Origin of the sequence: Micromonospora sp. NPDC005087, assembly GCF_042872965.1 — a bacterium.
In the GTDB taxonomy this organism is placed as follows: domain Bacteria; phylum Actinomycetota; class Actinomycetes; order Mycobacteriales; family Micromonosporaceae; genus Micromonospora.
Genome location: NZ_JBIALB010000007.1, coordinates 141,767 through 159,952, shown reverse-complemented (window position 1 = coordinate 159,952; position 18,186 = coordinate 141,767). Strand labels below are relative to the sequence as shown.

Sequence of the window (18,186 nt, the reverse complement as noted above, 5' to 3'; positions counted from 1 at the left end):
CGTACGGCCGGCCCACGGCCCTCGGGCCGCCGCGCCCGACGGGGCAGCGGACGTGACGTGAAAACTGGATAGTTGGGTCGACGCCGGGCGTCGGCACGTTCCCGTGACCGTCGGCGTCCCGCGCCGGCGCGTACGGCCACCGTGTCGGCCCCTCGCCGGCCCAGGTCAAACCCGTCGGCCGGGACCCCCGGCCCGACACCCGCCGCCGCCGCGCGCAGCGGCGCGACCGTACAGGGAGACAGGACAACCGTGGCACCACCTCAGGGACAGATGCGGCCCGGCCGGCAGCTCGCCGTGCTCGGGTTCATCTTCGTCGTCCTCTACCTATTGGTGTTCTTCGCGGGCGGCGCCAGCGGGAGCTTCAAGGACCGGCTAGAGCCCAAGCTCGGCCTGGACCTGATCGGCGGCACCCGGATGACGCTGGAGGCGACCAACAGCGTCGACGGCAAGCCCCCGACGGCGGAAAACCTCGAGGAGGCCCGCCAGATCATCGAGAGCCGGGTCAACGCGTTCGGCGTGGCCGAGGCCGAGGTGGTCACCGAGGGCAACCGCAACATCGTCATCTCCCTGCCCGGTGAAAACCGGGACCTCACCGACGTGGGCAGCGCCGCCGAGCTGCGCTTCCGCAAGGTGCTCAAGGCCGCCGACGGCAGCGGGACGGCCGCGGTGCCGCCGCCCGCCGCCACGCCGGCCCCCTCGGGCAGCGCAAGCCCGACCCCGTCCGGCAGCGCGTCGCCGACCCCGTCGGGCAGCGCCGCGCCGAAGGTGACCACGTCGCCGAGCGGCGGGCAGGGCGGGATGGCGCCGACGCCCAGCGCCAGCGCCAGCGCCAGCGCCACGCCGACCCCGTCGGCCTCGGCCTCGCCGAGTGCCGCCACCCCGTCGCCGAGCGCCAGCGAGGAGCCGGTGCCGGCCAGCATCGAGGAGCAGCGCAAGGCCGTCGAGCAGAAGGTCGGGGCTCCCACCTGGCAGGCCGCCAGCGGGTTGCAGGCGCCGGCCGACCTGACCGCCGAACCGTCGCTGGCCGACAAGCTCAAGCCGTTCGGCACGCTGTCGCCGCAGGAGGTGGCGGTGCTGCCGGCGCAGATGCAGTTCAACGTGCCGACGATCAGCTGTGCACAGCTCGACAAGCGCCCGCCGGCGTCGATCTCCGACCCGAAGCAGCAGGTGGTCTCCTGCGAGGACGGCGCTTCCAAGTACCTGCTCGACCAGGCCAAGGTGCTGGGCACCGACGTGGACGACGCCGACGCGGTGCTCGACCAGACCAACGCCTGGGTGGTCAGCCTGGACTTCACCGGCGACGGCCAGGGCAAGTGGACCGCCCTCACCCGTGAGGCGTTCAACAACGAGGGCCAGGCCTGCGACGCGACCGCGCTGGGCCAGGACGGCAAGTGCCGGGTGGCCGTCGTGCTGGACAACGAGATCGTCTCCTCGCCGGAGATCCAGGGCGTGCTGACCGGCAACTCCCAGATCACCGGCAACTTCACCCAGAAGGACGCGAGCACGCTCGCCGGCCAGCTCCGCTACGGCGCGCTGCCGGTGACCTTCGAGCCGCAGGAGTCGCAGAACGTCACCGCCACGCTGGGTGCCAGCCACCTGCGGGCCGGTCTGCTCGCGGCCGGCATCGGCATGCTGCTGGTCATCATCTACGCGTTCTTCTACTACCGGCTGCTCGGCTCGGTGATCTTCCTGAGCCTGATCCTCTCCGCGCTGCTGGTCTTCGGCGCGCTGGTGGTGCTCGGCCGGCAGATCGGCTTCACGCTCACCCTCGCCGGCATCGCCGGCATGATCGTCTCGCTCGGTGTGGCGGCGGACTCGTTCGTCATCTACTTCGAACGGTTGAAGGACGAGATCCGGGAGGGGCGCAGTCCGCGTAGCGCGGTGCCCCGGGCCTGGATCCGGGCCCGCCGGACGATCATCTCGGCCAACGCGATCACCCTGCTCTCCGCGGTGGTGCTCTACGTGGTCTCGGTCGGCACGGTCAAGGGCTTCGCGTTCGCCCTCGGCCTGGCCACCGTGCTGGACCTGGTCGTGGTCTTCCTCTTCCGGCACCCGATCATGACGATGTTCGCCCGGACCCGGGCGTTCCTGTCCCCGCGGGTCAGCGGTCTGGGCCGGGCTCTTCCGGCCCGCAGCCAGCAGACTCAGACTCAACCCCGCAACCCGCGCGCCAAGGAGGCCTGAGATGGCTCAGAACGGTCTGGCGAGCCGCCTCTACAACGGCGAGGCCGGTCTCAACGTCGTCGGTCGACGCAAGCTCTGGTTCGGCGTCGCCGGGGTCCTGGTCCTGATCGCGATCCTCAGCTTCTCGATTCGTGGGTTCAGCCTCGGCATCGAGTTCGCCGGCGGCAACTCGTTCCAGGTGCCGGCCAGCGTCGGCACCCTGGAGCAGGCCGAGGAGGAGGTCAACTCCGCCCTCGCCGCCGAGAACACCGGCGTCGAGGTGGCCACCGCGCAGAAGGTCGGCGGCCCTGGCGGCGACTCCTACGAGTTGCGCACCGGGCAGCTCTCCGCCGAGCAGGCCAATGCCGTCAAGGCCCAGATCGCCGAGGATCTCGGCATCGATGTCGGCCAGATCAGCGGCAACCAGGTCAGCGAGGCGTGGGGCAGCCAGGTCACCGAGCGGGCCGTCCTCGGCCTGGTCATCTTCATCGCGCTGGTGATGGTCTACCTGATCCTGCGGTTCGAGTGGCGGATGGCGGTCGCCGCCGTCTCCTCGCTGTTCATGAACCTGATCCTCACCGCCGGCATCTACTCGCTGGTCGGCTTCGAGGTCACCCCGTCAACGATCATCGGTTTCCTCACGATCCTGGGCTTCGCGCTCTACGACGTGGTGGTGGTCTTCGACAAGGTCCAGGAGAACACCCGGGGCATCACCGCCAACAACAACCAGACGTACGGCGAGGCGGCCAACCTGGCCGTCAACCAAAGCCTGATGCGGTCGCTGAACACCTCGGTGGTCGCCCTGCTGCCCGTCGGTGGTCTGCTCTTCATCGGCGCCGGCCTGCTCGGCGCCGGCACGCTGAAGGACCTCGGCCTGGTGCTGTTCGTCGGTATGGCGGTGGCGTTCCTGACCTCCATCCTGGTGGCCACGCCGCTGCTGGCGCTGCTGAAGAACTACGACCCGCGGATCCAGGCCCACAACAAGCGGGTGCTGACCCGTCGGGGCGCGCTGTCCCGTGGCGAGATCACGCCGAAGGGTGCCCCGAGCCCGGGCCAGGCCGACGGTGCGGAGACCCCGGTCGACCCGGACTCCGCCGCGCTGGCCGGCGCCGCCCCCAAGGTGGGCGCCCGGCCGACGGGTAAGCGGCCGACCGGCGCCCGGGGCGGTCGCCCCGGTGGCGGCGGCAACCGGCCGGGTGGCGCCAAGCGGCGCTGACCGGCGCCCCGGGGCGGACCCGGGAGGAAACACCCGAACGGCGTCCGGCATGCTGTGCGAGCAGCATCGCCGGACGCCGTCGTCGTTGGAAGGAAACGGAACAGCCGTGACGGAGACCCACAGCACCGCGGCGCGCGGGGACAGCGGCCCGGAGACCGCCCGGCTGGTGGCCAGCCGGGTGCTGGACGTGCCCGACTTTCCCCAGCCCGGTGTCATGTTCAAGGACCTGATGCCGCTGTTCGCCGACGGTAAGGCGTTCCGCGAGGTGACCGACGGGATCGTCGCGTACCACGGGCGGGACAGCTTCGACGTCGTGGTCGGCATCGAGGCTCGCGGGTTCGTCGTCGCGGCGGCAGTCGCGTACGCGGCCGGGGTGGGCGTGGTGCCGGTGCGCAAGGCCGGCAAGTTGCCCCGCCCGGCACACGCGGTGTCCTACGCCCTGGAGTACGGCGAAGCCACCCTGGAAGTGCACGAGGACGCCTTCACCGCCGGGCACCGGGTGCTGGTCGTCGACGACGTGCTGGCCACCGGCGGCACCGCCGAGGCGACGCTGGATCTGGTCGAGCGGGCCGGCGGGACCGTCACCGGCTTCACCGTGCTGCTGGAGCTCGCCTTCCTGGGTGCCCGCAAGCGGCTGGCCCCGCGTCCCGTCCATGCCCTGCTGACCGTTTGAACCCGGGCCCGTCGGACGGACCGGGCACCGACCGTCCGGCGGAGCGGCAGGGGACCGTCCGTGCGGGTAGCATTGCCCTTTGCTGACGCCGGCGGTCACGCCGTCCGGCGGCGCGAGACCAGGCCGGCCGACGTACGGCCGGTGCGTTCCGGCGAGCGGTGAGGAGGCCGGTGTCCCACGATGTCGTCCCTCCGGTGGAGGGCACGGTGCACCCGACAGGCGACGCTGACGGCTCGGTGACGGAGCGGAACGGTGACGCGCCGACCAGGGTGACGGGCGCCGGCAACGGCACCAGCAAGGCTCCGGCCGAGGGCGCGGTGCGTCCGACCGTGGCGGTGCCGAGCGCGGAGGCGTCCCCCGGTGCCGACGGGGTCGTGGTCCCGTTCCCGACCGACGCCGGCGTCGAGCCGCTGCCCAGCGGCGGCTTCGGGCTGTCCAACGCGCCCACCGGGCGGCGGGTCCGGGCCCGGCTCGCGCGGTTCAACGCGCCGTGGCAGACCTCGCAGGTCAGCGAGGTGCTCGAACCGCTCATCGCCAGCCACCGGGAGAACCACCCGAAGGCCGACGCCCGGCTGCTCCAGCGCGCCTTCGACACGGCCGCGCGGTGGCACTCCGGGCAGTACCGCAAGTCCGGCGACCCGTACATCACCCACCCGCTCGCGGTGGCGACCATCCTGGGCAACCTCGGTATGGACACCACCACGCTGGTCGCCGCGCTGCTGCACGACACCATCGAGGACACCGAATACACCCTCGACCAGATGCGCGCCGACTTCGGCGGCGAGGTCGCCCTGCTGGTCGACGGCGTCACCAAGCTGGACAAGGTCAAGCTGGGCGACGCGGCCAAGGCCGAGACGATCCGCAAGATGGTCGTGGCCATGGCCAAGGACCCGCGGGTGCTGGTGATCAAGTTGGCCGACCGGCTGCACAACATGCGCACCCTGACCTTCCTGCCCCGGCCTAAGCAGGAGCAGAAGGCCAAGGAGACGCTGGAGATCCTGGCCCCGCTGGCCCACCGGCTCGGTATGAACACGATCAAGTGGGAGCTGGAGGATCTCGCCTTCGGCACGCTGTTCCCGAAGCGCTACGAGGAGATCAACCGGCTGATCGGGGAGCACCAGCCGCAGCGCGAGGCGCTGCTGCGGCAGGTGACGCAGAAGGTGCAGTCCGACCTCAAGGCCGCCAAGATCAAGGCGGAGACCACCGGCCGGCCGAAGCACCTCTACTCGATCTACCAGAAGATGATCGTGCGGGGTCGCGACTTCAACGACATCTACGACCTGGTCGGCGTGCGGATCCTGGTCGACACGGTTCGGGACTGCTACGCCGCGCTGGGCGTGATCCACGCCAACTGGCAGCCGGTGCCGGGCCGGTTCAAGGACTACATCGCGATGCCCAAGTTCAACATGTACCAGTCGTTGCACACGACGGTCATCGGGCCTACCGGCAAGCCGGTGGAGATGCAGATCCGCACGTACGCGATGCACCGCACCGCCGAGTTCGGCATCGCCGCGCACTGGAAGTACAAGGAGCACAAGGGCACCCAGATCGTCGGCCCGCCGGCGCACATCGACGAGATGACCTGGCTGCGGCAACTGCTGGACTGGCAGCGCGAGGCGGCCGACCCGAGCGAGTTCCTGGACGCGCTGCGCTTCGACCTGTCCAGCCAGGAGGTGTACGTCTTCACCCCGAAGGGTGACGTCATCCCGCTGCCGACCGGCTCGACGCCGGTGGACTTCGCGTACGCGGTGCACACCGAGGTCGGGCACAAGTGCATCGGCGCGCGGGTCAACGGCAAGTTGGTGCCGTTGGAGTCGACGCTCTCCAACGGCGACGTGATCGAGATCTTCACCTCGAAGTCCGAGACCGCCGGCCCGACCCAGGACTGGTTGGGCTTCGTCAAGAGCCCGCGTGCGCGTACGAAGATCCGCCAGTACTTCAACAAGGAGCGGCGCGAGGAGGCGATCGAGGCCGGCAAGGACGCGATCGTCAAGGCGATGCGCAAGCAGGGCATGCCGTTGCAGCGGATGCTCACCTCCGACGCGCTGATGTCGATCGCCCGGGACCTGCACCTGGCCGACGTGGCCTCGCTCTACGCGGCGGTCGGCGACAGCCAGGTCTCCGCGCAGTCGGTGGTGCAGAAGCTGATGGCCGCGTACGGGGGCGAGGAGGGCGCGGCGGAGGACATCGCCGAGACCGCCGTCGCCACCCGGCCGCCGCGCAGCCGGCAGAGCAGCGCCGATCCCGGCGTGGTGGTCCGGGGCGTCAGTGACGTCTGGATCAAGCTGGCCCGCTGCTGCACCCCGGTGCCACCGGATTCGGTGTTCGGCTTCGTCACCCGCTCCGGCGGGGTGAGCGTGCACCGCGACGACTGCGCCAACGCGGAGGACCTGCGGGCGCAGAGCGAGCGGGTGGTCGAGGTGAGCTGGAAGCTCACCTCCGCCTCGACGTTCCTGGTGGCCATCCAGGTGGAGGCTCTGGACCGGCACAAGTTGCTGGCCGACGTCACCCGGGTGCTCTCCGAGGAGCGGGTCAACATCCTCTCCGCCACCGTCACCACCACCCGCGACCGGGTGGCGGTGAGCCGGTTCAGCTTCGAGATGGCCGACCCGAAGCACCTGGGCCACCTGCTGGCCACGGTTCGCAAGGTCGACGGCGTCTTCGACGCCTACCGGGTCACCTCCGGCGCCTGACCGCCTGCGCCGCGTACCCCTGCGGCAACGAGTCTCCGGACACGGAAGCGCCCGCCGGCTCAGCCGGCGGGCGCTTCGTCGTCTCCTCGGGCGTCAGCCCTGCGGCGCGCTCATCGTGAGGTCGTTGATGACGACCTCCTTCTTCGGGTGGCCACCGCCGGCCTGCTGCGCGAACGCCCCGTCGTCGCCGGCCTTGGCCACGTCCTTGACGATGTCCAGGCCACCGGTGATGGTCCCCAGCACCGTGTACGCGGGGTCCAGAGGCGAGTCGCCGTAGACGATGAAGAACTGGCTGCCGGTGCTGCCCGGCTGGCCCGAGTTGGCCATCGCGATGACGCCCTCCGGGTATGGCGGGCGCTTGTCGGTGGGCAGGTTCTCCTCGGGCAGCCGGTAGGTCGGGCCACCCGTGCCGTCGGTGTCCCGCCAGCCCTTGCCGGTGGCGCTCGGGTCACCGCACTGCAGCACCTTGATGCCCTCGGTCACCAGGCGGTGGCACTTGCTGTTGTCGAAGAAGTTCTTCTCCGCGAGGTGGGTGAAGCTGCCCGCCGTGCAGGGCACCAGCGATCGGTCGACCTTGGCGGTGATCGGGCCGAGATTCGTGGTGATCGTCATGGTCTGCACGCCGGTGCCGGACTGCTCGTTGCTCGGCAGCCCGACGTCCTTGACTTGTGGGCTCCGCTGGTCGGCGGGCAGCGCGTTGTAGGCGCACTCGGACGCGCCGGGTGCCTGGGCGGTGGTGTCGGTCTTGTCGTCGTCGCCGCCGAGGCTCATGGCCAGCCAGACGGTGCCGGCGACCACGAGCACCAGCGCGGCGGCCGCGCCGATGATCGCCTGCGTCTGCCGACGCTTGCGGGCCCTGGCCGCGCGCTCGGCCATCTCCTTCTCGAGCCGGGCGCGTGCCGCCGCGCGCTGCCGCTCTCTGGTGGACGTCACGCCTGGATCCTCCTGGCTGTCTGCTTCTGGGTGCCGCTCGGGTGGGGGTAGGGCCACCGGTCAGCCGGCGCTAGGGCTGCTGGCCGGGGCGCCGGAGGCCGACGGCGACGGTGCCGCGGCGGTGACCGGCTCACCAACGGTGAGGCTCTGGATCACCACGTCGGTCTTGGGCTTGACCTTGGCCCCCGTCCCATTGTCCACGGTCGGCAGGGCACCGATCTTCTCCACCACGTCCAGCCCGCCGGTCACCCGGCCGATCACGGGGTACTTCGGGTCGGTGGTGGTGAAGTCCTTGAAGAAAATCAGGAACTGGCTGCCGTTGCTGCCCGGCGGGTTGGAGATCATCGCCACGGTCCCCTTCGGGTACGTGGGCGGCTGGCCGGGTGCCGGGCTGGCCGACGGCGACGCCGACGGCACGGTCGGCACGTCCTCGTCGTAGAACGAGTAGGTGGGCCCGCCGAGGCCGGTGCCGCTGGGGTCGCCGCAGCGCAGCGCGCCGTCGGCGGTGATCTCGTGGCACTTGGTGTTGTCGTAGAACGACCGGCTCGCCAGGTGGGCGATGCTCGCCGCGGCACACGGTGAGTTGGTCAGACTCAACTCAGCGGTGATCGGCGCGCCCTGGTTGGTGGTCACGGTCATCGCCCGGGTGCCGTCGGTGGGCAGGTCCTTCGTCGCCGGCGTGCCGACGTCCTTGAGGTTGGTGTTGGCCGTCGCGTCCTGCGGCGTCCAGAGGCAGGTGTCCGCCGCGGCCGTGTTCTGCTTCGGGTCGGAGTCGAACGCGCCCAGTGCCCACGCCGAGCCGGCCACGATCACCGCGAGGACCAGGAAGGCGCCAACGCCGGCCTGGATCTGCCGACGGCGCCGCGTTGCGGCGGCCCGGCGGGCCAACTGCCGGTCGAGCTTGGCCCGCGCCAGTTTGCGCTGCCGGTCCCTGCTGGAAGCCACCCGTGCTCCCCTTTCCTCTACCTGGTCGTCGCCGGCGGCCGGGCGTCCCGGCCCGTCCGGGCGTCACGTGTGCCGCGCCACACGCCCGGCAGAGTGTACGGCTAGCGACTGGGAATGTGGTGTACGAGGTCCACCCGTCCGCCAGCAGCCCTTATCGGGCGATGTCACTGTGCCCGGCGGGGCGGGTGGGACGGACGCGGCAAACCGGCTCGCCCCGCCGGTTAGGCTGCTGGGCAGGACGACAGCTCGACGGAAGGACAGCGCCCGTGCTCGTGGCCGGCTTTCCCGCGGACGCCTTCGGCACCAACTGCTATGTGGTGGCCACGGCACCGGGGGAGCAGTGCGTGGTGGTCGACCCCGGCATCGGGGTGCTCGACCAGCTCGACGCCCTGCTCGCCGAGCACCGCCTGCACCCGGCCGCCGTGCTGCTCACCCACGGCCACCTGGACCACACCTTCTCGGTCGCGCCGGTCTGCGGCGCCCGCGGCATCACCGCGTACGTGCACCCCGGCGACCGGGAGATGCTGGCCGACCCGGCCAAGGGCCTCTCGACCGACCTGACCTCGCTCTTCGGCGGCCGGCTGAGCTACACCGAGCCGGAGGACGTGGCGGAGCTGACCGACGGCGCCACCCTCGCGCTGGCCGGTCTGGAGATCGCCGTCGACCACGCCCCGGGCCATACCGGCGGGTCGGTGCTGTTCCGGCTGCCTGGCGCGGGCTCGGGCTGGGACGCCGAGGAGCTGTGCCTCTCCGGTGACGTGCTCTTCGCCGGCTCGATCGGCCGCACCGACCTGCCCGGCGGGAGCATGCCCGCGATGCTCACCAGCCTGCGCGACAAGATCCTTCCGCTGGCCGACGACACGGTCGTGCTGCCCGGCCACGGCCCCAGCACGACCATCGGCCGCGAGCGGGCCAGCAACCCGTACCTCATCGAGGTGGCGCAGGTCGGCGGCGGCCGACCGGCGGCGCCCACCCGGGGCCTCTAGATCTCCTCCGCGCCGTGCGCGGACCCACGACAGCACCGCGCCCAGACGCGGGACCGCAAGGAGTACTCCGATGAGCAAGCCCACGCCCATCTCCGGCTTCCCGGAGTGGACCCCCGGCCAGCGGATGATCGAGCAGTTCGTGCTCGACAAGATCCGGGCCACGTTCGAGCTGTACGGCTTCGCCCCGCTGGAGACGCGCGCGGTGGAGCCGCTGGACCAGCTGCTGCGCAAGGGCGAGACCTCGAAGGAGGTCTACGTGATCCGGCGGCTGCACGCCGACGCTGAGGGCGCGGGCGGCGACGACCAGCTCGGCCTGCACTTCGACCTCACCGTGCCGTTCGCCCGGTACGTGCTGGAGAACGCCGGCAAGCTGGCCTTCCCGTTCCGCCGCTACCAGATCCAGAAGGTGTGGCGGGGCGAGCGGCCGCAGGAGGGGCGCTACCGGGAGTTCGTCCAGGCCGACATCGACATCGTCGACCGGGACACTCTGGCCCCGCACCACGAGGCGGAGATGCCGCTGGTGATCGGGGACGCGCTGCGCACGCTGCCGATCCCGCCGGTGACGATCCAGGTCAACAACCGCAAGATCTGCGAGGGCTTCTACCGGGGCATCGGGCTGACCGACCCGGAGGCGACGCTGCGCGCGGTGGACAAGCTCGACAAGATCGGCCCGGCGAAGGTGGCCGAGCTGCTGGCCCAGACCGCCGGGGCGAGCGAGGCGCAGGCCAAGGCGTGCCTCGCGCTGGCCGAGATCTCCGCCCCGGACGCGTCGTTCGCCGACGCGGTGCGCGCGCTGGGGGTCGACGACCCGCTGCTGACCGAGGGCATCGAGGAGCTGGTGCGGGTGGTGGAGACCGCCGCCGAGCACTCGCCCGGCCTGTGCGTGGCCGACCTGCGCATCGCCCGTGGCCTGGATTACTACACCGGCACGGTCTACGAGACGCAGCTGCGCGGCTACGAGCGTTTCGGCTCGATCTGCTCCGGCGGCCGGTACGACAACCTGGCCAGCGCCGGCGCCACCTCGTACCCCGGCGTGGGCATCTCGATCGGCGTGACCCGGCTGCTCGGGCTGCTCTTCGGCGCGGGGGAGCTGTCGATCTCCCGCGAGGTGCCGACGGCCGTGCTGGTCGCGGTGAGCAGCGAGGAGCGGCGTTCGGCCAGCAACCGGGTGGCCGAGGCGCTGCGGCGGCGCGGGGTGCCGACCGAGGTGTCGCCGAGCGCGGCGAAGTTCGGCAAGCAGATCCGCTACGCGGAGCGGCGCGGCATCCCGTACGTCTGGTTCCCGGGTGTCGACGGTGCGCCGGACGAGGTGAAGGACATCCGTTCCGGTGAGCAGGTCACGGCCGGTGCGGGGGAGTGGATGCCGCCCCGCGAGGACGTGAAACCGGCGGTTGGCTGAGCGTTCCACTGGCGCGTACGGCCGCGGGGACCTACGGTAGCGTAAGTTACGCCACCGTAGGGAGTTTCTTGTGACCGTGAGCACCACGCTGAGTCAGACCGCACTGCTCGTCGAGTTGGAGCCGGTTGTCGCGCGCAACCTGGACCGCCACCTCTCGCTGGCCAAGGAGTGGTTCCCGCACGAGTACGTGCCGTGGAGCGAGGGTCGTACCTTCGACGGGCCGCTCGGCGGCGAGGCGTGGTCGCCGACCGACTCCACCATCCCCGACGTGGCCCGCACGGCGCTGATCGTCAACCTGCTGACCGAGGACAACCTGCCCTCGTACCACCACGAGATCGCCACCCTGTTCGGTCGGGACGGCGCGTGGGGCACCTGGGTGCACCGGTGGACCGCGGAGGAGGGCCGGCACGGCACGGCGATCCGCGACTACCTGACGGTCACCAGGGCGGTCGACCCGGTGGCGCTGGAGCGGGCCCGGATGACGCACATGTCCGAGGGCTACGAGAACGTGCACGGTGACGAGGTGCTGCACTCGCTGGCGTACGTCTCGTTCCAGGAGCTGGCCACCCGGATCTCGCACCGCAACACCGGCAAGGCCACCGGCGACCCCGCCTGTGAGGCGCTGTTGGCCCGGGTGGCCGCCGACGAGAACCTGCACATGGTCTTCTACCGCAACCTGCTCGCCGCCGCGTTCGAGCTGGCCCCGAGCCAGGCCATGCGGGCCGTCGCCGACGTGGTGGCCGACTTCCAGATGCCGGGCAACGGCATCGAGGGGTTCGCCCGCAAGTCGGTGGCGATCGCCCTGGCCGGCATCTACGACCTGCGCCAGCACCGCGACGAGGTGCTGCTGCCGGTGTTGCGCCAGTGGGACGTCTTCAACGTGACCGGCCTGAACGCCGACGGCGAGGCCGCCCGCGAACAGCTGGCCGGCCAACTCGACACGCTGGAGCGCGCCGCCGCCCGCTTCGAGGAGAAGCGCGACGCCCGCGCCTCCCGCCTGGCCCTGCGCTGAACCCCACCCAGCTGGCTGCCCGCTGCCACGCCCACCCTCGTTGATCACGAGGTTGACGGTTGGTCGATGTCCAGATCGTCCGTCAACCTCGTGGCCGGCCGGTGGAAGGTCAGGCCGGCGGGTCGAGGGGGAAGAGCAGGCAGGTGCTGGTGGCGTGGGCGATGAGACGGGAGTCGGCGTCGGTGAGGCGGGCCTCGGCCAGGGACGTGCGGCGGCCCCGCTGGAGCACGGTGCCCTCGCAGCGCAGGATTCCGCTGTCGACGGTGACCGGGCGGAGGAACTTCACGTTGAGGTCCAGCGAGGTGTAGCCGACGCCGGCGGGCAACGTGGTGTGCACGGCGCAGCCGGCGGCGGTGTCCAGCAGGGTGGAGATGACGCCACCGTGGACGGTGCCCAGCGGGTTGTAGTGGAACTCCTGCGGGACCAGTTCGACCGTGACCCGGCCCTCGTCGGCCTCCATCCGCGCCATGTCGATCAGGTGCATCACCGGCGGCGCGGCCAGCTCCCCGGCGATCATCGCCCGGAGCAGGTCGAGGCCGGCGCGTCGACCGACCTGCGCCGCGTTGGCCGCCGGGTCCGACCAGGTGAAGGTACGGCTGCGCGTCGGCTCCTGCGTCTGTGTCATGGACGCAGCCTCGCAGCACGTTGCTGAGTCTGTCAATCAGACTTAGCCTGGTCGGATGAAACCCGCGGCACTGGACTGGTCGGTGGAGAACTGCACCATCGCCCGCGCGATGGAGATCCTCGGTGAGCGGTGGACCCTCGTGGTGCTCCGCGAGGTGTTCAACGGCGTACGCCGCTTCGACGACATGCGGGTGCGCACCGGGATCCCACGCCAGGTGCTGACCAACCGGCTGGCCGCCCTGGTGGAGCAGGGCGTGCTGCGCCGCGAGCCGTACCGCGAGCCGGGCAGCCGGCTACGCCACGAGTACCGGCTGACGGAGAAGGGCCTGGACCTGTGGCCGGTGCTGGTCGCCGTGCTCGGGTGGGGCGACCGCCACCTCGCCGACCCGGAGGGCTCACCGATCAGCGTGGGTCACCGGGACTGCGGCGCGGAGGTGCGCGTCGAGCTGCGCTGCGCGGACGGGCACGAGGTGAGCCGGCACCGCGACGTCGTGCCCCGGCCGGGCCCCGGCGCCCGTCGCCGTACCCCCTGACGCGGACCGCCGCCCGCCGTCCGTTGCCGCGCTGCGGCGTCTGACGGCAGGTGGTGTCCGGAAGGGATCCGGCGGTGGTTCGGTGTGACGGTGGGCGTCCGCGAGCGTGTCCGAGGTGTTGCGGCCATGTGACCGGCGCGGATCGGCGAATCCGGGTGAAACAGGTCTTGCGAATGATCTTATGCATGTGAATACTTCAGTTCACTTGGCCGGTTTTCCCAGATCGGCCGGGTGGCCCCCGCGGGTTCGCCACCCCGGCGAGACCCGTTCCCCCGCCCAGGAGGTTTGTTACATGCGAACCACGAGGTCATCACTCCGTGTTGCGGCCACCGCCGCCGTGGCCGGAGCCCTGGTTGCCGGCTCGCTCATCGGCGCGCCCGCCCAGGCCGCCCCCGCCGCCTCGCCCGATGCCGCCGCCGCCCTCTCCGCACAGCTCGGCGACAGCTCCGCCGGCTCGTACATCGACGCCAGCGGCAAGTCCGTCGTCACCGTGACCGACGCGGTCGCCGCCCGCAAGGCGAGCAACGCCGGCGCCACCGTCCGGTACGTCACCCGTGGCGCCGCCGAGCTCAACCGGGCCACCGCGGACCTGGAGCGCTCGGCCAAGATCCCGGGCACCGCGTGGTGGAGCGACCCGGTCACCAACCAGGTCGTCGTCTCCGTGGACAGCACCGTCACCGGTGCCAAGCTGGAGCGGGTCAAGGCCACCGCCGCGCGGGCCAACGGCGCGGTCCGGGTCGAGGCCGAGGCGGGCGTGCTGAGCACCCGCATCTCCGGCGGCCAGGCCATCTACGCCGGCGGTGGCGGGCGCTGCTCGCTCGGCTTCAACGTGCGCAGCGGCAGCACCTACTACTTCCTGACCGCCGGGCACTGCACCAACATCTCGGCGAGCTGGTACTCGAACTCCGGGCAGACCTCGCTGATCGGCACCCGTACCGGCACCAGCTTCCCGGGCAACGACTACGGCATCGTGCGGCACAGCAACTCCGCCAACGCCGCCGGTAACGTCTACCTCTACAACGGCAGCTACCGGGACATCACCGGCGCCGGCAACGCCTCCGTCGGCCAGTCGGTGCAGCGCTCCGGCAGCACCACCGGCCTGCGTTCCGGCTCGGTGAACGCGACCAACGCCACGGTGAACTACGCCGAGGGCTCGGTCTCCGGCCTGATCCGCACCAACGTCTGCGCCGAGCCGGGCGACAGCGGCGGCTCGCTGTTCAGCGGCGGCACCGCCCTGGGCATGACCTCCGGCGGTAGCGGCAACTGCCGCACCGGCGGCACCACCTACTTCCAGCCGGTCACCGAGGCGCTGAGCCGCTACGGCGTCAGCGTCTTCTGATCGATCCACCGCCCGCGGGCCGCCGGAGTCCTCCGGCGGCCCGCGCCGCGTGTGGGGCCCGCCTCACGCGAGCCGATCGGGCCCGTCCGCTGGTCGCAGGGGATCCGGGGGTACGACACCAGCCGCCGGCAGGGCCGGACCGACGGATGTGGCACCAGCGGTGGCCCACGCCAGATGCGCCTGCCGGGCCGAGATGACCGCCAGCAACGGCCAGAGCGACACGGCCACCGCCGTCACCCGCTCGGCCAACCCGGTCCGGGATCCGCTGGTCACCTCGAACGCGCTCCAGGCGAAGAGGGCGAGCAGCGCGAGCGTGGCGCTCAACCCCACGGTTCGGCGGAACGCCCACGGCGGCTGCGGAGCCTCCGGGTGCGCGGCGTTCGGGCCGCGCGGCAGCCGCAGCGCCGTGCCGGCCGGCCACAGCACCAGGGCGAGGACGGCCACCGTCGCCGCGATGCCGTGGCTGAGCGAACCGCCCACCGGCGGCCGGGGAAAGGCGACCAGCGCGATGGTGGCCACACCACCGATCGCGAGCAGGAAGCGGCTGGGCAGCCCGGCCGCGTGCAGCACGGCGGCCACCGCCAGGTAGCAGCAGCCGAGCAGCACCAGACAGGTGATCATGATCCAGGCGTCGGTGGCGTCCTGCCCCGCCAGCTCGCTGATGGTGTCCCGGATCGGGTCGTACCCGGCGGGCTGCCGGGCCTGCGCCACCGTCCAACCGGTCGCCAGCAGCACGGGTGCGGCCGCGGCCGTGGCGACGGCCCAGTTCGGTACGGCGCGCATTCGGCCACGTTAACCGTCGCGGCGGCCCGCGAACCGGGGTTCGCCGCGCTGCCCACCGACAGATCACCCGGCCTGCCGGGTGCCCCGGAACAACGACTGCCGCCCCTGACAGAATGCCGGTGAGGACTGTTCCACGATGAGGAGTTGCCAGCCGTGATCCGTACCCACAATGCCGGAAGCTTGCGCGCGACGGACGCCGGCACGACGGTGACGCTCGCCGGGTGGGTGGCCCGTCGGCGCGACCACGGCGGCGTCATCTTCGTCGACCTGCGCGACGGCTCCGGCGTGGTCCAGGTGGTGTTCCGCGAGGAGGACGCGCACGCGCTGCGCAACGAGTTCTGCGTGAAGGTCACCGGCGAGGTGACCCGCCGGCCGGCCGGCAACGAGAACCCGGAGCTGCCCACCGGTGAGGTCGAGGTGACCGCCGTCGAGCTGGAGGTGCTCTCCGAGGCGGCGCCGCTGCCGCTGCCGGTGGACGACCAGATCGAGGCCGGTGACGACATCCGGCTCAAGTACCGCTACCTGGACCTGCGCCGCAGTGGCCCGGCGAGCGCGCTGCGGCTGCGCTCGCGCGCCAGTCAGCTCGCCCGGGGCGTGCTGCACGAGCGGGACTTCCTGGAGATCGAGACGCCGACGCTGACCCGGTCGACGCCCGAGGGCGCCCGCGACTTCCTGGTCCCGGTCCGGCTCCAGCCGGGCAGCTGGTACGCGCTGCCGCAGTCGCCGCAGCTGTTCAAGCAGCTGCTGATGGTCGGCGGCATGGAGCGGTACTACCAGATCGCCCGCTGCTACCGGGACGAGGACTTCCGCGCCGACCGGCAGCCGGAGTTCACCCAGCTCGACATCGAGATGTCCTTCGTCACCGAGGACGACGTGATCGACCTCGGCGAGGCGATCGTCTCGACGCTCTGGAAGGACCTGGCGGGGCACGAGATCAGCCAGCCGATCCCGCGGATCACCTGGCACGACGCGATGTCCCGCTACGGCTCGGACAAGCCGGACCTGCGCTACGGCGTCGAGCTGACCGAGCTGACGGACTACCTGCGCGGCACCGAGTTCCGGGTCTTCGCCGGGGCGATCGACGCGGGCGGCTACGTCGGCGCGGTGGTGATGCCGGGTGGCGCGGCGCAGAGCCGCAAGGAGCTGGACGGCTGGCAGGACTGGGCGAAGGCGCGTGGCGCGCGCGGCCTGGCGTACGTGGTGCTGGACGCCGAGACCGGCGAGGCACGCGGCCCGGTGGCCAAGAACCTCTCCGCCGAGCACCTCGCCGGGCTCGCCGACACGGTCGGCGCCAAGCCGGGCGACGCGGTCTTCTTCGCCGCCAGCGCCACCACCCGGGAGGCGCAGGAGCTGCTCGGCGCCGCCCGGGTCGAGATCGCCAAGCGGGCCGGGCTGATCGACGAGAGCGCCTGGGCGTTCTGCTGGGTGGTCGACGCGCCGATGTTCGAGCGCACGGACGAGGGCGGCTGGACGGCGGTGCACCACCCGTTCACCTCGCCCAACGCCGAGTGGGTGGACAAGTTCGAGGAGGCGCCGGACCGGGCGCTGGCGTACGCGTACGACATCGTCTGCAACGGCAACGAGATCGGCGGTGGGTCGATCCGTATCCACCGGGGCGACGTGCAGAAGCGGGTCTTCGACCTGCTCGGCATCACCCCCGAGGAGGCGCAGGACAAGTTCGGCTTCCTGTTGGAGGCGTTCAAGTACGGCGCCCCGCCGCACGGCGGCATCGCGTTCGGCTGGGACCGGGTCTGCATGCTGCTCGCCGGCGCGGACTCGATCCGCGAGGTGATCGCGTTCCCGAAGACCCGTGGCGGCTTCGACCCGCTGACCGGCGCACCGACGCCGATCACCGCGCAGCAGCGCACCGAGGCCGGCGTCGACGCCAAGCCGAAGCCCCCGGCCACCGCGCACACCGGCACCGCCGGTCCCGCCGCCCCGGTCGCCGACCCGGTCTGACCGACCCACCCTGCACCTGCTTGGTTGATCAAGAGGTTTGCGTCATCATCGCTCGGTCGGGATGACGCAAACCTCTTGATCGTCGACGGGGGAGTGGTGGCATGCGGGTGCTCGTGGTGGGGGCCAGTGGGTTTCTGGGCGGGGAGGTGTGCCGGCGGGCTTCGGGCGCTGGATGGTCGGTGGTGGGCACGTGCCACTCCGGCGACATCACCACGCCGGGTGTCGCGGTGCGCCGGCTGGATGTGACCGACCGGGCCGCCGTGCGCGCGCTGGTGGCCGAGGTGCGCCCGGACGCGGTGGTCTCCACCCCCTACCGGTACGACGACTGGACGGTCACCGCCGACGGGGCTGCGCACGTGGCGGTCGCCGCGGCGGAGGTGGGCGCCCGGCTGGTCCACATGTCCAGCGACGCGTTGCACGGCGGCCGGGCCGAGCCGTACGGCGACGACGAGCCGCCGAGCCCGGTGAACGCGTACGGGGCAGCGAAGGCGGCGGCCGAGACCGCCGTGCGGGCGGTCGATCCCGGTGCGGCGCTGGTGCGTACCTCGCTGATCCTGGGGGAGGGCAGCAAGCAGATCGAGCTCTGCCGGGAGGCGCTCGCCGGGCGGGTCACCCTGTTCACCGACATGATCCGCTGCCCGGTCGACGTCACCGACCTGGCCGACGCCGTGCTGGAGCTGGTCGACGGCACGTACGCCGGGCCGCTGAACGTGGCCGGCGCGGACGCGGTCAGCCGTGCCGAGCTGGGTCTGCTGGTCGCCGAGCGGTTCGATCTCGATTCGGCCGGGCTGAAGACCACCACCAGCGCCGCCGCAGGGTTGGCCGGGCCCGGCGACGTCCGCCTGGACTGCGCCCGTGCCGCCGGTCTGCTGCGTACCCGGCTGCGCGGGGTGCGCGAGTTCCTGGCCCGCTGAGCCGCCGCCCCACG

General features: G+C 71.7%; 15 protein-coding genes. 11 read left to right on the top strand and 4 right to left on the bottom strand.

Annotation, left to right across the window (positions count from 1 at the left end):
* Positions 1–249 precede the first annotated feature (249 nt).
* The 4 genes from secD (at position 250) to ACFYPS_RS18460 (ending at position 6,745) form a co-directional block, all read left to right on the top strand.
* On the top strand, positions 250–2,184 hold the full coding sequence (gene secD, locus ACFYPS_RS18475) for a protein translocase subunit SecD (RefSeq protein WP_354964202.1): 1,935 nt from the start codon (positions 250–252) through the stop codon (positions 2,182–2,184).
* 1 nt (position 2,185) lies between these two features.
* A complete protein-coding gene (secF, locus tag ACFYPS_RS18470) occupies positions 2,186–3,379 on the top strand; it encodes a protein translocase subunit SecF (protein ID WP_354964203.1) in 1,194 nt (397 codons plus the stop codon).
* A gap of 106 nt (positions 3,380–3,485) precedes the next feature.
* Positions 3,486–4,052: an adenine phosphoribosyltransferase gene (locus tag ACFYPS_RS18465; RefSeq protein WP_354964204.1), complete on the top strand. Its 567-nt coding sequence runs from the start codon at positions 3,486–3,488 to the stop codon at positions 4,050–4,052.
* 170 nt (positions 4,053–4,222) lie between these two features.
* Positions 4,223–6,745: a RelA/SpoT family protein gene (locus ACFYPS_RS18460; protein ID WP_387325704.1), complete on the top strand. Its 2,523-nt coding sequence runs from the start codon at positions 4,223–4,225 to the stop codon at positions 6,743–6,745.
* Between the two features lie 93 nt (positions 6,746–6,838).
* On the opposite strand, the gene ACFYPS_RS18455 is transcribed toward ACFYPS_RS18460, so the two are convergent.
* Both ACFYPS_RS18455 and ACFYPS_RS18450 read right to left on the bottom strand, forming a co-directional pair.
* Positions 6,839–7,678 (bottom strand): peptidylprolyl isomerase, encoded by an 840-nt coding sequence (locus tag ACFYPS_RS18455; RefSeq protein ID WP_354964205.1) that lies wholly within the window; start codon positions 7,676–7,678, stop codon positions 6,839–6,841.
* A 60-nt stretch (positions 7,679–7,738) separates the two neighbouring features.
* Positions 7,739–8,623 (bottom strand): peptidylprolyl isomerase, encoded by an 885-nt coding sequence (locus ACFYPS_RS18450; RefSeq protein WP_354964206.1) that lies wholly within the window; start codon positions 8,621–8,623, stop codon positions 7,739–7,741.
* Between the two features lie 266 nt (positions 8,624–8,889).
* On the opposite strand from ACFYPS_RS18450, the gene ACFYPS_RS18445 reads away from it, so the two are divergent.
* From ACFYPS_RS18445 to ACFYPS_RS18435, 3 genes are all read left to right on the top strand, one after another.
* Positions 8,890–9,609, top strand: a complete 720-nt coding sequence (locus ACFYPS_RS18445) for an MBL fold metallo-hydrolase (protein WP_354964207.1) — start codon at positions 8,890–8,892, stop codon at positions 9,607–9,609.
* 70 nt (positions 9,610–9,679) lie between these two features.
* The gene (gene hisS / locus ACFYPS_RS18440) at positions 9,680–11,008 is read left to right on the top strand and encodes a histidine--tRNA ligase (RefSeq protein WP_354964208.1); all 1,329 of its coding nucleotides are present in this window, start codon (positions 9,680–9,682) and stop codon (positions 11,006–11,008) included.
* Between the two features lie 70 nt (positions 11,009–11,078).
* Entirely contained in the window at positions 11,079–12,020 is a 942-nt protein-coding gene (locus tag ACFYPS_RS18435) for an acyl-ACP desaturase (RefSeq protein WP_354964209.1), read from the top strand.
* A gap of 109 nt (positions 12,021–12,129) precedes the next feature.
* Here ACFYPS_RS18435 and ACFYPS_RS18430 read toward each other — a convergent pair whose 3' ends face one another.
* A complete protein-coding gene (locus ACFYPS_RS18430) occupies positions 12,130–12,645 on the bottom strand; it encodes a PaaI family thioesterase (RefSeq protein WP_387325699.1) in 516 nt (171 codons plus the stop codon).
* Between the two features lie 55 nt (positions 12,646–12,700).
* Here ACFYPS_RS18430 and ACFYPS_RS18425 point away from each other — a divergent pair, with 55 nt between their 5' ends.
* Together ACFYPS_RS18425 and ACFYPS_RS18420 are read left to right on the top strand one after the other, a co-directional pair.
* Complete coding sequence (locus ACFYPS_RS18425; protein ID WP_354964211.1) at positions 12,701–13,177, top strand: helix-turn-helix domain-containing protein; 477 nt, start codon at positions 12,701–12,703, stop codon at positions 13,175–13,177.
* Between the two features lie 292 nt (positions 13,178–13,469).
* On the top strand, positions 13,470–14,516 hold the full coding sequence (locus ACFYPS_RS18420; RefSeq protein ID WP_354964212.1) for a S1 family peptidase: 1,047 nt from the start codon (positions 13,470–13,472) through the stop codon (positions 14,514–14,516).
* A gap of 63 nt (positions 14,517–14,579) precedes the next feature.
* Here the strand turns inward: ACFYPS_RS18420 and ACFYPS_RS18415 are convergent, their stop codons facing one another.
* Entirely contained in the window at positions 14,580–15,299 is a 720-nt protein-coding gene (locus ACFYPS_RS18415) for a DUF998 domain-containing protein (protein ID WP_354964213.1), read from the bottom strand.
* A gap of 153 nt (positions 15,300–15,452) precedes the next feature.
* On the opposite strand from ACFYPS_RS18415, the gene aspS reads away from it, so the two are divergent.
* Positions 15,453–17,258 (top strand): aspartate--tRNA ligase, encoded by a 1,806-nt coding sequence (gene aspS / locus ACFYPS_RS18410; RefSeq protein WP_354964214.1) that lies wholly within the window; start codon positions 15,453–15,455, stop codon positions 17,256–17,258.
* A 101-nt stretch (positions 17,259–17,359) separates the two neighbouring features.
* A complete protein-coding gene (locus tag ACFYPS_RS18405; RefSeq protein ID WP_354964215.1) occupies positions 17,360–18,172 on the top strand; it encodes a sugar nucleotide-binding protein in 813 nt (270 codons plus the stop codon).
* Positions 18,173–18,186 lie beyond the last annotated feature (14 nt).

What these genes read in the sequence shown, in the direction of transcription:
- secF (WP_354964203.1), top strand. Translation starts at nt 2,186, where the DNA reads ATGGCTCAGAACGGTCTGGCGAGCCGCCTCTACAACGGCGAGGCCGGT.
- hisS (WP_354964208.1), top strand. Translation starts at nt 9,680, where the DNA reads ATGAGCAAGCCCACGCCCATCTCCGGCTTCCCGGAGTGGACCCCCGGC.
- ACFYPS_RS18430 (WP_387325699.1), bottom strand. Translation starts at nt 12,645, where the DNA reads ATGACACAGACGCAGGAGCCGACGCGCAGCCGTACCTTCACCTGGTCG.
- ACFYPS_RS18425 (WP_354964211.1), top strand. Translation starts at nt 12,701, where the DNA reads ATGAAACCCGCGGCACTGGACTGGTCGGTGGAGAACTGCACCATCGCC.
- ACFYPS_RS18420 (WP_354964212.1), top strand. Translation starts at nt 13,470, where the DNA reads ATGCGAACCACGAGGTCATCACTCCGTGTTGCGGCCACCGCCGCCGTG.
- ACFYPS_RS18415 (WP_354964213.1), bottom strand. Translation starts at nt 15,299, where the DNA reads ATGCGCGCCGTACCGAACTGGGCCGTCGCCACGGCCGCGGCCGCACCC.
- ACFYPS_RS18405 (WP_354964215.1), top strand. Translation starts at nt 17,360, where the DNA reads ATGCGGGTGCTCGTGGTGGGGGCCAGTGGGTTTCTGGGCGGGGAGGTG.